Below are 15,141 nucleotides of genomic sequence, written 5' to 3'. Positions count from 1 at the left end.
TTCTGGAGCGTCCATGACCACGGCCGATCTGGTCTTCACCCGCGGTCCCGTCTTCACGGCGGACCCGGCCCGCACCCGGGCGACCTCGCTCGCCGTCGTCGGCGAGCGGATCGCGGCCGTCGGCCACGACGAGGTGCGGGACCTCATCGGGCCCGGCACCGAGGTCGTCGACCTGACGGGGAAGCTGCTCCTTCCCGGTTTCCAGGACGCCCACATCCACGCCGTCGGCGGCGGCAAGGAGCTGGCCGAGTGCGACCTCACCGGCACGGTGGGCGTCGCCGACTACCTGGAGCGGATCCGGGAGTACGCGGACGCGCACCCGGATCGGGCCTGGATCACCGGCGGCGGCTGGTCGATGGAGAGCTTCGAGGGCGGGCTGCCCACCCGGCAGCTGCTCGACTCCGTCGTCCCCGACCGGCCGGTCCTGCTGTCGAACCGCGACCACCACGGCGCCTGGGCCAACTCCCGCGCCCTCGAACGCGCGGGCCTCACCGCCGACACCCCCGATCCGGCCGACGGCCGCATCGAGCGGGAGGCGGACGGCTCGCCCAGCGGCATGCTGCAGGAGGGCGCGATCGGCCTGGTCGGCCGGCTCGTGCCGGAAGCCACCGCCGAGGATCGGCTCGCCGGTCTGCTGCGCGCCCAGAAGCTGCTGCACTCCCTCGGCATCACGGCCTGGCAGGACGCGCTGCTCGGCTCCTTCGGCGGCATGGCCGACCCGTCGGAGGCGTACCTGACGGCGGCGTGCGACGGTTCGCTGACCGCCCGGGTGACCGGGGCGCTCTGGTGGGACCGGGAGCGGGGCTCGGAGCAGATCCCCGAGCTGGTCGCGCGGCGCGAGAAGTTCACCGCCGGCCGGTTCCGCGCCGGCGCGGTGAAGATCATGCAGGACGGCATCGCCGAGAACTTCACCGCCGCCATGACCACCCCGTACCTGGACGGCTGCGGCTGCGCGACCGCCAACAGCGGCCTCAGCTTCGTCGATCCCGAGGCGCTGCGCGGATACGTGACCGAACTCGACGCCCTCGACTTCCAGGTCCACTTCCACGCCCTGGGCGACCGGGCCGTGCGTGAGGCCCTGGACGCGGTGGAGGCGGCGATCGCCGCCAACGGGCGCCGGGGCAACCGGCACCACCTCGCCCACCTCCAGGTCGTCCACCCCGAGGACCTGGTCCGGTTCGCGGCGCTCGGCGCCATCGCCAACATCCAGCCGCTGTGGGCCGCGCACGAGCCGCAGATGGACGAGCTGACCATCCCGTTCCTGGGCCCCGAGCGCGCCGCCTGGCAGTACCCCTTCGGCGACCTGGTCCGCGCCGGGGCCACCCTCGCGGCGGGCAGCGACTGGCCGGTCAGCAGCCCGGACCCGATCGCGGGCATCCACGTGGCCGTCAACCGCCGCGACCCCGAGGCCACCGACGACCGGGTCTTCTACGCCGAGCAGCGCCTCGACCTCCCCACGGCGCTCGCCGCCTACACGGCGGGCACCGCCCATGTGAACGGGCTCGACGACACGGGCAGCCTGCGGGCCGGCCACCTCGCCGACCTGGTCGTCCTGGACCGCGACATCCTCACCGGCCCGCCGGAGGAGATCGCCGGGGCCCGGGTGGAGCGGACGTACGTCGGCGGGCGGCTGGTGCACGCGGTCTGACCGCGCGTCACCCGCGGAGCGACGAGGCCCGTACGTCCAGACGCGTCGGCACGAGCGTCCCGGCGGACTCCCGGCGGCCGTGCTCCAGGACCGCGACGAGGTGCTCGACGCCTGCCTCCGCGACCGCCTCGGGCCGCAGGCTCAGGGTGGTCACCGGCGGGTCGGTGTGCAGGGCCGTGTCGTCCTCGCTGAACAGGACGACCAGCAGGTCGTCCGGGACCTCGTACCCGTGGCGGCGCGCCGCCTCAAGGACGAGGGGCGGGCTCGCCTCGGCCACGACGAGCAGGGCGTCGGGGCGCTCGGGCCCTTCGGGAGCCAGGGCGGTCTCGACGCCGCGCACGACGGGCCCGTTGCCGGGTTCCCCGACCCGTACGACCCGTTCCGGCAGCTCGTGCGCGGCACACCACTCCCGGTGGGCGGCGAACACCTCGGCGTGGAAGCGGGTGGTGCTGTCCGGCACCACGAGGACGGGCCGCCTGGCCCCTTGCCCACGGAGGTGGTCGAGGGCCTCGCGGACGGCGCCGGCCGCGTCGACGTCCACCCAGTAGGCCCCCGGCAGCCCCTCGACGGAGCGGTCCGTGAAGACGGGGATGCCGGCCGCGAGGAGGCTTTCGACGACCGGGTCGTCGGCGACGGGGTCGGCGACGACCACGGCGTCGAGGGACAGGTCGGCCCACTCGCTCTGCAGGGAGCCGGCGGGCAGCAGCACCACGGCGTAGCCGCGGCGCAGCGCGGTGGCCGCGGTGGCGCCGGTGAGCCGGGCGAAGTACGGCGACTCGAGGAAGGTGGTCCAGGGAGTGGCGGCGAACTCGCCGACCACGTATCCGATCAGCCGGGCCCGCCCCCCGCGCAGCCGGCGCGCGGTGGCGTTGGGCCGGTAGCCCATTCTGCGCGCGGTCTCGCGGGCCTTCTCCCGGACTTCGGGGGAGAGTCTGCCGGTGCCGTTGAGCGCCGCCGAGACGGTCGTCTTGGACAGGCCCGCCTCGCGGGCGACGTCGACGAGGCGGACGCGCGGGATGGGCGGCGAGGGCTGCCCGCCGCGCCGTGAAGCTTCGGTCATGGGGTGATGCTGCCACCCTCGTGACCTCTGCAAAACCGTTCCCGCAAACTCGCCTCCAGGCCTTGTGCGGGAACGTTCCCGCACCAATACTCGCTCCATCCCCCCGAAGCCCGTCACTACACCCGTAAAGGGGTGGGTCCCCCATGCGCATGCCCAGAGCCATCGTGCTTCTCGCCTGTACCGCCGCGCTCGCGGCCACCACCGGTGCCTGCTCCGGCGCCACGAAACCGCCGGCGGCCGGCGGCGGCACGCAGGTCAAGATCGATCCGACCTCGCCGCCCGCGCAGGGCCCGCTGGACTCCTTCACCTGGTCGCTGTACGCCGAGCCGTACACGCTCGACTACGCCCTCGCGTACGACTACCCGCCGAACACCGTCCTCGCCAACGTGTGCGAGTCGCTGCTGCGGGTCACGCCCGACATGAAGATCGTGCCCGGGCTCGCCGAGAAGTGGTCGCGGCCCGACCCCCGCACCCTCGTCTACACCCTGCGCCCCGGCGTGAAGTTCCACGACGGCACCGTCATGACCGCCGACGACGTGGTCGCCTCCCTCAAGCGGCAGATGGACCCGAAGACCGGCTCCCCCTGGGGCTCCTCCTTCAAGACGGTCGACTCCATCGAGAAGACCGGTCCCCTGGAGGTGACGATCCGCCTCGGCAAGGCCGACGTCCTCTTCCACGAGCTGATGGCCGCCTCCCCCGGCACCGTCGTCAGCGCCGCCTCGCTGACCGCGCAGGGCAAGGACTACGGCACCCCCAAGGGCAAGCTGAACTGCACCGGTCCGTACGCCCTCGACACCTGGGCGCAGGGCGACAGCATCACCCTCAAGAAGCACGCGGCCTACTGGGACAAGACGCTCACCCCCAAGTCGGAGAAGGTGAAGTTCACCTTCGTCGAGGACGCCGCGGCCCGCTCCAACGCCCTCCTCTCCGGCGCCGCCGACGGCGGCTACCTCGTCCCGTCGTCCTCCTTCGCCCAGCTGCGCTCCGGCGACAAGGGCACGCTCCTCTTCGGCCCCAACACGGCCGCCGCCGACCTCGCCGTCCTCGACTTCCACGGGCCGCTCGGCAACCTCAAGGTCCGCCAGGCCCTGTCGATGGCGCTCGACCGGAAGAACATCATCAAGGCCGCGGCCGGCGGCGTCGGCGTCCCCGCCAAGGCCCCCGCCGCGCGCGGCGCCTGGGCGCTGGCCCCGGAGAAGACGGCGGAGCTCTTCGACACGCTGCCCGAGCCCGTGTACGACGTCGAGGCCGCGAAGAAGCTCGTCCAGGAGGCCCACGCGACCGGCCGGACCCTCACCATCGTCACCAGCACCCTGGCACCGGAGATCAGCGTCGTCGCCAACGCCGTCCAGGACGCGGGCCGCCGGATCGGCCTCGACGTCAAGCTGAAGCCGGTCTCCCCCGACGCGTACAGCAGCATCTTCGTCGACCCGGACGCCCGCGAGGGCCTCGACCTGGTCATCACCAACGGGTACGACAACACGCCCGACCCGCTGGAGTTCTACCAGTACCTGCGCACCGGCGACTTCGGGAACTACGGCCGCTGGTCGAACGCGGAGTACGACGTCGCCTTCGACCGCGCCAACTCCGAGCCCGACCCCGTCAAGCGCGCCGAACTCACCGCGAAGCTCCAGAAGATCGCCCTCGACCAGCTGCCGATCATCCCCGTGTACGAGGCGCCCTACTCGGTCTTCCTCGGCAAGCGGATCACCGGCGCGCCGACCGGCATCTCCCAGCTCTACTTCCCGTGGGCCGCGACGATCGGGGCTTCCCAGCGATGACGCGCTACCTCGTCGGACGGCTCCTCGGCCTGGCGGCGGTGCTGTTCGTGACCTCGCTCGTGGTCTTCGGCTCCGTCCACCTGGCCCCCGGCGACCCGGTGTCGTTCCTCCTGCACGGCCGCCCCGCGACCCCCGCGACCGTGGCGGCCCTGCGGGCGGAGCACCACCTCGACGACCCGCTGGTCACGCAGTACACGCAGTGGCTCGGCGGTGTCCTGAGCGGCGACTTCGGCCGCTCCGCCCAGTACCACCAGGACGTGGCCTCGCTGATCGGGTCCCGGCTTCCCGGCACCGCCCTGCTCGTCGGCTACGCCGCCGTGCTCGTCGTGGTCCTCGGGATCGCGGCCGGCGTCCTCGGCGCGCTGCGCCCCGGAGTCCCGGACCGGGCGGTGCTCATCGGGACCGGTGTCGCCACCGCCACGCCCTCGTTCGTGACGGCCATCGCGCTCGTCTCCCTCTTCTCGGTGCAGCTCGGCTGGTTCCCCGGGCCCGGCGGCGGCACACCGTCGGACCTCTCCGCGCGGCTCTACCAGCTGACCCTGCCGGCCTTCGCCCTGGCCCTGTCCTTCGCGGGCCTCCTCGCCCGGGTGACCCGCTCGGCGATGCTCGACGAACTCGGCCGCGAGCACGTCGAGGTGGCGCGGGCCCGGGGTGTCGCGGGCCGCGCCGTGGTCCGCCGGCACGTGCTGCGCAACGCGCTCGGCCCGGTCGTCACCGTCGGCGGCACGATGCTCGCCGGTCTCCTCATCTCCACGTCGATCGTCGAGACCGCCTTCGACGTCCCCGGGCTCGGCTCGCTGCTCGTGCAGTCGGTCACCGCGAAGGACTTCGCGGTCGTGCAGGCGATCACGCTGCTCAGCGTGGCCGCGTTCGTCCTGGTCAACCTCGTCGTCGACCTGCTCGCCCCGCTCATCGACCCCCGTCTCTCCCTCGGGGAAGGCTCCTCATGACCTCCACCACCTCCACGCTGCCGTACCGCAGGCCGGGGCTGCGCGCCCTGCGCCTGTTCGGCCAGGGGCCGCTGTTCGCGGTCTCGGTCACGGTGCTCGCCGTGCTCGTCCTGGTCGCCGTGTTCGCGCCCTTCCTCGCCCCGTACGACCCCGAGGCGCTCGACCTGTCGGCGAGTCTCGTCGGCACCACCGGCGACCACCTGCTCGGCACGGACCAGTCGGGCCGGGACGTCCTGTCCCGGCTGCTGCACGGCGCCCGCACCGGACTGCTCGGTCCGCTGCTCGTCGTCGGCGTCTCCACCCTGCTCGGCACCCTCCTCGGCGTGGTGGCGGCCTGGCGGGGCGGCTGGGTGGACACGATGCTCTCCCGGTCCATGGACCTGGTCTTCGCGATCCCCGGCCTGCTGCTCGCGATCATGCTGGTGTCGGTCGTCGGCTCGGGCCTGACCGCGCCCGTGATCGCCATGTCCGTCGCCTACACCCCCTACGTGGGACGGCTCGTGCGCGGCATCGCGCGCCAGGAGAAGGCCCGGCCGTACATCGAGGCGTACCGGGTGCAGGGCTGGTCCGGCTGGACCGTCTGCGTGCGCCATCTGCTGCCCAACATCGCGCCGACGGTCTTCGCGCAGTCCGCGATGAACTTCGGGTACGCGCTGATGGACCTGGCGGCGCTCTCCTTCCTCGGCTTCGGGGTGCAGCCGCCGGCCGCCGACTGGGGCGCCATGATCAACGAGGGGCAGGCGGCCGTCCTGCAGGGGGCGATGCTGCCGGCCCTCGCGCCCTCCGCGTGCATCGTGCTCGCCGTGGTGGCGTTCGGCATCGTCGGCGAGGGGCTCGCCGACCGGATCGCGAAGCGGGAACGGTGAACGCGATGAGTACGGTGCCGGGAGCACCCCTGACGAAGACCGCGCCGGTCCTGGAGATCGAGGGCCTCGGCGTCCGCCTGGCCGCCGACCGGGCCGCCCGGCCGATCCTGGACGGGGTGAGCCTGACGGTGCGCCCCGGGGAGACGGTCGGCCTGGTCGGCGAGTCCGGCTCCGGCAAGTCCGTGGCCTGCCGCAGCGTCCTCGGACTGCTGCCGGCGGGCGCCCGCACCGACGGGGAGGTGCGGGTCGCCGGACGGGACGTGCTCGCGATGAACCGCGCCGAGCTCACCGCGCTGCGGGCCCGGCAGGTCTCGATGGTCTTCCAGGACCCGCGCGCCTCCGTCAACCCGCTGCGGAGGGTCGGCGACTTCCTCACCGAGGGCCTGCGCGCGGCCGGGACGCCCGCCGCGGCGGCGACCGCCCGCGCCGAGGAACTCCTCGACGCGGTCGGCATCCGCGACCCGCGCGGCGCCCTGCGCCGCCGTCCGCACGAGTTCTCCGGCGGCATGCTCCAGCGGGTCGTCATCGCCGCGGCCCTCGCGAGCGAGCCCGCCCTCCTCGTCGCCGACGAACCGACGACCGCGCTCGACGTCACCACCCAGGCCGAGGTCATCTCGATCCTGGCCCGGCTGCGGGCCGAGCGGGGCACGGGCATGCTGTTCGTCACCCATGACCTCGAACTGGCGGCGACCGTCTGCGACCGGGTGTACGTCATGTACGCGGGCCGGATCGTGGAGACCCGGTCCACGGACGAACTGTTCGACCTGCCCCGCCACCCGTACACGGCGGGCCTGCTCGCCTGCACCCCGCGCATCGAGGCGGGCGCGGCGGCCCCCCGGCCCATCCCGGGCCGCCCCGTCTCCCTCGCGGAGGCGCCGTCCGGCTGCTCGTTCGCCGCGCGCTGCGCGCACGCGCTGCCCCGCTGCGCCGAGGAGGCGCCCGCGCTCGCGCCCCACGGCGACGGGCTCGCCGCCTGCCACCGTGCCGAAGAAGGGATCGTCCTGTGACCGTCGCACCGAAGGAAGGGCTCGTCGTCGAGGGCCTGCGCAAGCGGTACGGGGACCACACCGCGGTCGACGGGGTGTCCTTCGCCCTCGCACCCGGGTCGTCCCTCGCCCTCGTCGGCGAGTCCGGCAGCGGCAAGACGACCACCGTCCGGATGCTCGTGGGCCTGGAGCGCCCGGACGGCGGCACGGTCCGGCTGGACGGCCGGGACCGTTCGGCCCGGCCCCGGGGCCGGGCCGAACGGCTCGCCAGGGCCCGGGAGATCCAGATGGTCTTCCAGGACCCGTACCTGTCGCTCGATCCCCGGGTGACCGTCTCGGGTTGCCTGGACGAGGTGCTGCGCCTCCACACCGGGCTCGACGCGGCCGGCCGGACCGCCCGGGTCGCCGAGCTGCTCGACCAGGTGGGTCTCGGCCCGCGCGAGGCCGCGGCCCTGCCCCGGGGGCTCTCGGGCGGGCAGCGTCAGCGCGTGGCGATCGCCCGCGCCCTCGCGGTGGAGCCCCGGGTGCTCGTGCTCGACGAGGCGGTCGCCGCGCTCGACGTGTCGATCCAGGCGCAGATCCTGGAACTGCTCGGCGCGATCCGCCGCGAGTCGGGCATCGGCTATCTGTTCGTCACGCACGATCTCGCGGTGGTCCGGCACATCGCGGACGAGGTCCTGGTGCTGAGATCCGGCCAGGTCGTGGAGGCCGGCCCGACCGGACGCGTCCTGGACGCGCCGGAACACCCCTACACCCGGCTGCTCCTGGATTCGGTGCCCCGACGCGGTCGGCGCCCGGCCGGCCGCTGAGCCGGGCGGTGGTGGCGGGCTCGTCCCGGGACGGGCCCGCCACCACCGCCGTACGACGGCGGGCACGGGGGCTTCGACGCCGCGCGGCGCGCTTCTCCCCGTCGGGGCCGTGCGGACCGGGGTGGGGTGCCCGCCGCCCTCCCCGGTCCGCGCGGCGAACTCCGGGCGTCAGCCCCGCAGGCGGGTGAGGACCGCGTGCAGGGACCGTTCCACGACGGCCCGGGACTCGTCGGTGGGATCGACCAGTTCGAAGGCGTGGTGCGCGTGCGGCGCGTCGACGACCTCCACGTCGGCCCCGCGCTGCTTCGCGGCCGTCAGGAACTCCTCGACGGTCGCCGTGAAGGCCTCGTGCTCCAGACCGGCCCGGGTCAGGACGACCGGCGGGCCGTCCGCCGTGCCCACGGTGTCCACCGGGCGGAAGCGGGCTTCCACCGCGTCCCAGCCGGGCAGCGGCGCCAGGGCGGGGTAGTTCGCCGCGACGCACCGCAGCCACGGCGGGGGCGCGGCGAGCCAGTCCGCGGCGAGGGGTCCGCCGGTGGAGAAGAACCAGAGCGCGATCCGGTCCCCGTCGACGCGCGGGTCGGCGCGGACGAGTGCGACGGCCTCGGCGAGGTCGTCGGCGGCCCGGGCGTAGTCGGCGAGGCCGTGCAGCCGGTGGTCCAGGGTGACTCCGACGACGCCCGCGTGCGCCGCGCAGCGGCCGTACCCCTGGAAGAACGGCGTGTCGCGCGGGGTGGGCCGCTGGTCGACGGCGATCGGGCCGCCGTGGACGAAGACGATCGCGGGCCGGGGTCCCTCGGCCTCCGGGAGGTACAGGTCGACGCGGCCGACCCGCTCCCGGGGCGCCTCGGGCAGGTCGAGGAGGAAGGGCAGGAGGTGGGACGGCTGCCGGTGGTCCCGCGCGGGCGCCGTCACCCGGTGCCCCTCGCCGGCCGCCGCGCGCAGCAGGACCTCGGCCAGGGCCGCCGGCGCGGAGAGCATCGGCCAGTGACCCGTGGCGAGTTCGAAGAAGCGGAAGCGGTCCTCGGTGAACACCCGGAACTGCGGCGGGCCCGAGGCCACGGCCATCTCGACCACGGCGATGCTCTGTCCGTTGGCGGAGCACAGGACTCCGGCGACGGGGAGGGCGTCCGCCGCGCCGGTCAGGAGGAGCGGTTCGGTCAGGGTGCCCGCGGGCTGCGGCGCGGCCTCGCGCTCCAGCCGCGCGAGGGACTCGGCGGGGATGCCGTCGACGCTGCCCCACCGTGCCCAGGCGCCCGGTGCCGGGGGCGGGACCGGGGCGTGGGGGCGTCGGGCGAGCAGCTCGCGGACCTCCGGGTCGGGTACGGAGCGGACGGCGGCCTCGCCGTCCTGCGGAGGTCCCGTGTCCACGGAGACGATCCGGGCGACGCGCCCGGCCCGCCGGCCGGCGGCGCCGAACACCGGGTGCAGGCCGTACCCGTGGCCCACCAGGACCACCTCGTCCGCGGCGATCCCGTCGACGAGCCGGACGAGTTCCTCGACGTGCGTCCCCAGTCCGGTACCGGGGCCGGCCTCGGCGCGCCGGTCCCCCGTCCCGGTCAGGGTCACCGGGTACGCCTCCGCTCCCGCCGCGCGCAGCCGGGCGGCGGTCTCCTCCCACACCCAGCCACCGGTGAACACGTCCGACACCAGCACGAAGGCCGTCATGACCGTCTCCTCGCCTCTTTCCGGGGACCCCCGGTTCTTCCCGGGGGATCTCTCGCGGTCACGCTAGGAACTCCCCCTGCGGGAGATTCAAGGGAGCTGTCGGCGGCGGGTCGGCGGGACGTCAGAATGGGGGTGGCGGGAGTCGTCCGGGTCCCGTCCGAGGAGGTGCGCCTGGTGTTGTCCGACGGCCTGTGGAGCATCGGGGAGCTGGCCGCGCGGGCGGGTGTCACCGTCAAGACCGTGCGGTTCTACTCGGACCGGGGGCTGCTCCCGGAGGCGGGCCGCAGTTCCGGGGGGCACCGCAGATACGGTTCCGAGGCCCTGGACCGGCTGCGGTTCATCCGGTCCCTGCGCTCGCTCGACCTGCCGGTGCCCGAGGTGGAGCGGGTCCTCGAGAGCGACGGGGCCGACGACGTCCTCGACGAGGCGGTCTCGGGGCGACTGCGGGACGTGGGCTCCCAGTTGGCGGCGCTGCGCTGGAAGGAGGCCTCGCTGAGGCTGCTCCAGGAGTGCGCCGCCGGGGAGCGCGCGGAACGGCTGCGGCTGCTCGGCGCGCTGCCCGCCCCGCCGGACACGGACGCCCTGGCCCGGTTCTGGCGGCGGGCCCTCCCGGCGCGGCTGCCGGGGCGCCTGGTGTCCGCGGTCCTCGACGCGGTGGTGCCGCAGCCCCCGGAGGAGCCGCTCCCCGGGCAGGTGCTGGCGTTCGCCCGGCTGCACGCGCTCGTCACCGACCCGCTCCTCGAACGGCCGGAGTTCCGGCCCTCGCCGCCGCTGCCGGACGGCGCGTACCGTCCGACGGTGCTCTACGAGGGGCTCGCCGAGGCGTACGGTCTGGCCACGTCCGAGGTACGGGCCGGGCGGGCGCCGCAGGACGGCGGCGCCCTCGACTGCTTCGTCGCCGCGTACGCGCTGGCGCGCGGGGAGCCGGACACCCCGGACTTCCGGCGCCGGCTCGTCGGGCTGCTCGCCCTGGACGACAGCCCGGTGCTCCCCCGGTACTGGAAGCTGGCCGCCGGCCTGTTCGCCCCGGACCGGCCGGCCCTCGGGTTGCTGCACCACCATCTGTCGGTGGCCCTGCGGGACCAGGTCCACGGACCGGCCGCCTGAGGTCTCCCACATGGTGGGCGGCCGGGTGTCCACGTGCTGGGCGCCGAAGTGGCGGATCTCGCCGCCCTCCCGAAGGAGACGCAGGTCAGAGGCGTACGGAGGGTGTGTCAGGTGGCGCAATGTTGTGGCAACACCATCGGAACCGGTCCACCGCTACGTTCCGTGCCATGCCCGCCGAACCCGCTCCCGCCGCCCGCCCCGTCGCCGCCGCACGCCGTCGGCGGCTGCGCGTGGACCGGGCGCGGCAGCTCGCCGATCTGCTGCGCCACCAGATCCTGGCGGGCGGATTCCCCGGTGGCGTCCTCCCCCTGGAGGACGTCCTCGCGGCCGACTACCGGGCCAGCCGCAACACCGTCCGGCAGGCCCTGGACCTGCTGCGCGGCGAGCAGCTGGTGGCCCGGCAGCCGGGGGTCGGGACGGTGGTGGTGTGCGAGAAGTTCCCGCACGGCCTGGACCGGCTCCAAGGGCTCGCCGAGACCCTGCACGAGCACGGCCGGGTCACCAACGAGGTCCGGACCGTGGGCCCGGTCGGCGCTCCCGGTCCGGTGGCCCACCGGCTGCGGCTGCCCGAGCACGCGGACGTGCTGTGCATCGAGCGGCTGCGCCGGCTGAACGGCCTGCCGCTCTCCCTCGACCTGTCGTACCTCCCGATGGACATCGGGGGCGAACTCCTCGGCTGCGACCTGGAGAACACGGATGTGTTCCGGCTCCTGGAGCAGCTGACCGGCGGTCCGCTCGGGCACGCGGAGATCACTCTGGAGGCCGTCAACGCCGACGCGCACTCCGCCGCCGTCCTCCAGGCGCCGCGCGGCGCCGCCGTCCTGATGCTGGAGCGGCTGACCTGTCTGCCCGACGGGCGGCCGGTGGACCTGGAGTTCATCCGGTTCCGCGGCGACCGCATCACCATGAGCGGCGTGCTCCGCCGCTCCCTCTGAACCCTCGCCCTCCCCGTACACCCCTTTCCTGGAGACAGCCATGCCTGTGGTCCCCCAGCGCGGCGACGTGCCCGTGACCGTCGACGAGTCGAAGTGCATCGACGGCTGCACCCTGTGCGTCGACATGTGTCCGCTCGACTCGCTCGCGATCCGCGAGGAGGACGGCAAGGCCTACATGCACGTGGACGAGTGCTGGTACTGCGGCCCGTGCGCAGCCCGCTGCCCCACGGGCGCGGTGACCGTCAACATGCCCTATCTGCTCCGGTGAAAGGCCCCCTCCCCATGCGGACGAGAAGACTCGCCCTGGCACTCCCGCTCGCCCTGCTCCTGCCGCTCGCCACCGCCTGCGGCGGCGACGCGGCGGGCGGCGCGGCCGACGGCAAGACGGTCACGGTGACCGTCGGCTACCAGTCGAAGACCATCAACACCGTCACCGCCGGGACCCTGCTGCGCTCCCTCGGCTACTTCGAGGACGAGCTCGTGAAGAGCGGGAGGGCGTCCGGCGTTCACTACGAGGTCGTCTGGCAGGACTACGCGACCGGCGCGCCGATCACCGCCCAGATGACCGCCGGGAAGATCGACATCGGCTCGATGGGCGACTTCCCGCTGCTGATCAACGCGGCGCGCGGCAAGCAGCTGGGGCAGCCGACGCGGCTCGTGGCGGTCACCGGCTACAACCTGCGCGGCGGCCTCAACACCGTGGTCACCGCGCCCGGTTCACAGCTTCGGACGCTGAAGGACCTCAAGGGCCGCACGGTGTCCACGAGTGTCGGCTCGGCCGCCGACGGCACGCTCGTGCGGGCGTTGCGGCGGGCCGGGCTCGATCCCGCGAAGGACGTCAGGAAGGTCAACCAGCAGCCGAGCGTGGGCGCTTCGGCCCTCTCGGCGGGCACCGCCGACGCGCTCTCCCAGTTCGTCGCCTGGCCGGGTCTGCTCGCCTTCCAGGGCCGGGCGGAGGCGCTGTACGACGGGGCGGAACTGAACCTGCCGACCTTCCACGGAGTCACCGTCCGCGAGCGGTTCGCGAAGGACCGGCCCGAGGTCCTCGACGCGTTCCTGCGCGCGCAGCGGAGGGCGACGGACGCCCTGCGCAGCCGCCCGGTGGCGTCGGCCGAGTCGGTGGCGAAGGAGACCGGCCTCCCGGCCGAGGTGGTCTACCTCTACAACGGCGCGCAGGGCATCGCCACCTTCGACCCGGCGCTCCGCCCCGAGCTGGTCGCCGCGCTCAAGGAGGACGTGCCGGTCCTGGAGGAGGCCGGACTGGTGAAGGACGTGGACGTGGACGCGTTCGTCGACGCGGCTCCGCTGCGGCGGGCGGTGCCGGGCGCCGCGTACCCGAAGGCGCCCGCCGCCAGGGCCGAGCTGTGGCGGCGGGGCGAGGAGTCGACCCGCTCCTTCGACAGCCCCAAGGCGCTCCTGAAGGCCGTCGCGGGGGCCCCGGTGAGGGCGGCGTACGTGCCGGACGCGGTGACCGGGACGCTCTGGTTCGCGGACCGCGCGGTGTGGGTCCTGGACGGCTCGGAGTTCCGCGCGTTCGTGACGCGGGAGGGCGCGGAGCGGTACGTCTCCGGGCACGCCGGCTCCCGGATCCTGCCGTACGCGGACGCCGTGCGGCTCGCGTCATGAGCGCCCTCGGTGTGCGCCGCCGTCTGGTCCGGGTGGCCTCCCCGCTCGTGGCGCTCGGCGCCTGGCAGCTGCTCACCTCGCTGGACGTGAACCTGTGGCTGCGGTTCGGGCAGTTCCCGACGGTCGTCGAGGTGGCCTCCGCGCTCGGCGAGCGGATCGGCACCGAGGCGTACTGGCAGGACCTCGGCCACAGCCTGCGGCGGATCGCGCTGGGCTTCCTCCTCGCCGCCGTCCTCGGGGTCGCCGCCGGAACGGCCGTGGCCCGGTCGCGGTGGGCCGCCGACATCCTGGGGCCGCTGGTGGAGGTGGTCCGGCCGATCCCCGCCATCGCGCTGGTGCCGGTCGCGATCCTGCTGCTGCCCACGAACGAGCAGGGCATCGTCTTCATCACTTGCGCCGCCGCCCTCTTCCCCGTCCTCGTGTCGACCCGGCACGCGGTGCGGGCGCTGGACCCGGCGTGGGAGGAGGCCGTGCTCACGATGGGCGGCGGCCGGGCCCGGGTGCTGTTCTCGGTGGTCCTGCCGGGCTCCCTGCCGGGGATCTTCGGCGGTCTGTCGGTGGGCATCGGTGTCGCCTGGATCTGTGTGATCTCGGCGGAGATGATCTCCGGCGAGTACGGGGTGGGGTACCGCACCTGGCAGGACTACACGGTCGTCGACTACCCGGGGGTCTTCGTCGGCATGGCCACCATCGGCGTCCTGGGCCGGCTCACCGCCACGGCGGTCGAGGCGCTGGGGCGCCGGGTCACCGCCTGGCTGCCGCGCCCCGCGGAGGCCGGCGGAGCGCCCGGCCCTGCGGCCCCCACGGAGCCGGCGGGACCGACCGCCGCGGGCGGCCCCGTGGTCCGCGCGGACCCTGCCTCCGGCCGTACGCCCCTCGCCCTGCCCGTACCCGACAAGGAGCCGGTCACATGACCACCGTGGGTCCGCCCGCCACCTCCTCCGTGCCGGCCGGCGCGGAACTCGCCCTGCACGGCGTCCGGCTCGGGCACCCCGACGGCGCCGCCGTCTCCGGTCCCGTCGCCCTGCGGATCGCGCCCGGTGAACTCCTGACCGTGGTCGGTCCCTCCGGCAGCGGCAAGACGACCCTGCTGCGGACGCTCGCCGGGCTGCTGCCCCCGCTGGAGGGCCTGGTCACGCAGGACGGGGAGCCGGTCCTGCGGCCCGGCGCCGACCGGGCGCTGGTCTTCCAGCACGACGCCCTGCTGCCCTGGCGTTCGGTCCGCGCCAACGTGGAGCTGCCGCTCGCGATCCGCCGCGTCCCGCGCGCCGAGCGCCGCCGCACCGCCGAGGAGTGGCTGGAGCGGGTCGGGCTCGCCGGGCACGCGCACAAGCTGCCGCACCGGCTGTCCGGCGGGCAGCGGCAGCGCGTGCAGCTGGCCCGCGCGCTCGCCGGACGGCCCCGCGCGGTCCTGATGGACGAGCCGTTCGGCGCGCTCGACGCGACGACCCGCGCCGGGATGCAGGACCTGCTCGTGGAGATCCTGCGGGGCACGGGCGCGACCGTCGTCTTCGTCACGCACGACGTCGACGAGGCCCTCCACCTGGGCGACCGGGTCGCCCTGTTCGCCTCCGGCGAGGTCCTGGACGTGCCGCGTCCGCGCGCACGGGACGCCCGGCACGCCCCGGCCACGGAGGCGCTGCGCCGCCGCGTCCTCGACTCCCTCTGACCGCTCCCCGAAAGGCCCCTCCCGTGCATACGGACA

Annotated in this window: 14 protein-coding genes; 12 read left to right on the top strand and 2 right to left on the bottom strand. The window is 74.6% G+C overall.

Annotated features, from left to right (window positions below):
• The first annotated feature begins 13 nt into the window (after nt 1-13).
• Nucleotides 14-1,648: an amidohydrolase gene (locus tag ABTY59_RS29770; RefSeq protein ID WP_352022153.1), complete on the top strand. Its 1,635-nt coding sequence runs from the start codon at nt 14-16 to the stop codon at nt 1,646-1,648.
• A 7-nt stretch (nt 1,649-1,655) separates the two neighbouring features.
• Here the strand turns inward: ABTY59_RS29770 and ABTY59_RS29765 are convergent, their stop codons facing one another.
• On the bottom strand, nt 1,656-2,708 hold the full coding sequence (locus ABTY59_RS29765; RefSeq protein WP_352022152.1) for a LacI family DNA-binding transcriptional regulator: 1,053 nt from the start codon (nt 2,706-2,708) through the stop codon (nt 1,656-1,658).
• Between the two features lie 143 nt (nt 2,709-2,851).
• On the opposite strand from ABTY59_RS29765, the gene ABTY59_RS29760 reads away from it, so the two are divergent.
• From ABTY59_RS29760 to ABTY59_RS29740, 5 genes are read left to right on the top strand one after another with little or no spacing between them, the layout of a single operon-like run.
• Nucleotides 2,852-4,489, top strand: coding sequence for an ABC transporter substrate-binding protein (locus ABTY59_RS29760; protein ID WP_352022151.1), 1,638 nt, complete (start codon nt 2,852-2,854; stop codon nt 4,487-4,489).
• A complete protein-coding gene (locus tag ABTY59_RS29755) occupies nt 4,486-5,439 on the top strand; it encodes an ABC transporter permease (RefSeq protein WP_352022150.1) in 954 nt (317 codons plus the stop codon). Before ABTY59_RS29760 ends, ABTY59_RS29755 begins: the two co-directional genes overlap by 4 nt.
• Nucleotides 5,436-6,305, top strand: coding sequence for an ABC transporter permease (locus ABTY59_RS29750; RefSeq protein WP_352022149.1), 870 nt, complete (start codon nt 5,436-5,438; stop codon nt 6,303-6,305). Before ABTY59_RS29755 ends, ABTY59_RS29750 begins: the two co-directional genes overlap by 4 nt.
• Nucleotides 6,306-6,310: 5 nt before the next feature.
• Nucleotides 6,311-7,312 (top strand): ABC transporter ATP-binding protein, encoded by a 1,002-nt coding sequence (locus tag ABTY59_RS29745; RefSeq protein ID WP_352022148.1) that lies wholly within the window; start codon nt 6,311-6,313, stop codon nt 7,310-7,312.
• Entirely contained in the window at nt 7,309-8,100 is a 792-nt protein-coding gene (locus ABTY59_RS29740) for an ABC transporter ATP-binding protein (protein ID WP_352022147.1), read from the top strand. The genes ABTY59_RS29745 and ABTY59_RS29740 overlap by 4 nt, the downstream gene beginning before the upstream one ends.
• 168 nt (nt 8,101-8,268) lie before the next feature.
• Here ABTY59_RS29740 and ABTY59_RS29735 read toward each other — a convergent pair whose 3' ends face one another.
• Nucleotides 8,269-9,768, bottom strand: a complete 1,500-nt coding sequence (locus tag ABTY59_RS29735) for a dienelactone hydrolase family protein (protein WP_352022146.1) — start codon at nt 9,766-9,768, stop codon at nt 8,269-8,271.
• A 174-nt stretch (nt 9,769-9,942) separates the two neighbouring features.
• Between ABTY59_RS29735 and ABTY59_RS29730 the strand changes: the two genes are divergently transcribed.
• From ABTY59_RS29730 to ABTY59_RS29705, 6 genes are all read left to right on the top strand, one after another.
• Entirely contained in the window at nt 9,943-10,875 is a 933-nt protein-coding gene (locus tag ABTY59_RS29730) for a MerR family transcriptional regulator (protein ID WP_352022145.1), read from the top strand.
• 167 nt (nt 10,876-11,042) lie between these two features.
• Nucleotides 11,043-11,810: a GntR family transcriptional regulator gene (locus ABTY59_RS29725; protein ID WP_352022144.1), complete on the top strand. Its 768-nt coding sequence runs from the start codon at nt 11,043-11,045 to the stop codon at nt 11,808-11,810.
• A gap of 40 nt (nt 11,811-11,850) precedes the next feature.
• Nucleotides 11,851-12,078 (top strand): 4Fe-4S dicluster domain-containing protein, encoded by a 228-nt coding sequence (locus tag ABTY59_RS29720; protein ID WP_041132702.1) that lies wholly within the window; start codon nt 11,851-11,853, stop codon nt 12,076-12,078.
• 14 nt (nt 12,079-12,092) lie between these two features.
• Nucleotides 12,093-13,436 (top strand): ABC transporter substrate-binding protein, encoded by a 1,344-nt coding sequence (locus ABTY59_RS29715; RefSeq protein ID WP_352022143.1) that lies wholly within the window; start codon nt 12,093-12,095, stop codon nt 13,434-13,436.
• Nucleotides 13,433-14,350, top strand: coding sequence for an ABC transporter permease (locus tag ABTY59_RS29710; RefSeq protein WP_352022142.1), 918 nt, complete (start codon nt 13,433-13,435; stop codon nt 14,348-14,350). The genes ABTY59_RS29715 and ABTY59_RS29710 overlap by 4 nt, the downstream gene beginning before the upstream one ends.
• On the top strand, nt 14,347-15,105 hold the full coding sequence (locus tag ABTY59_RS29705; protein ID WP_352022141.1) for an ABC transporter ATP-binding protein: 759 nt from the start codon (nt 14,347-14,349) through the stop codon (nt 15,103-15,105). Before ABTY59_RS29710 ends, ABTY59_RS29705 begins: the two co-directional genes overlap by 4 nt.
• Nucleotides 15,106-15,141 lie beyond the last annotated feature (36 nt).

It is taken from the genome of Streptomyces sp. NPDC096079 (genome assembly GCF_040303145.1).
Classification (GTDB): domain Bacteria; phylum Actinomycetota; class Actinomycetes; order Streptomycetales; family Streptomycetaceae; genus Streptomyces.
Note: the sequence above shows the minus strand (reverse complement) of the source record. Positions and strands in the feature narration are given on the sequence as shown.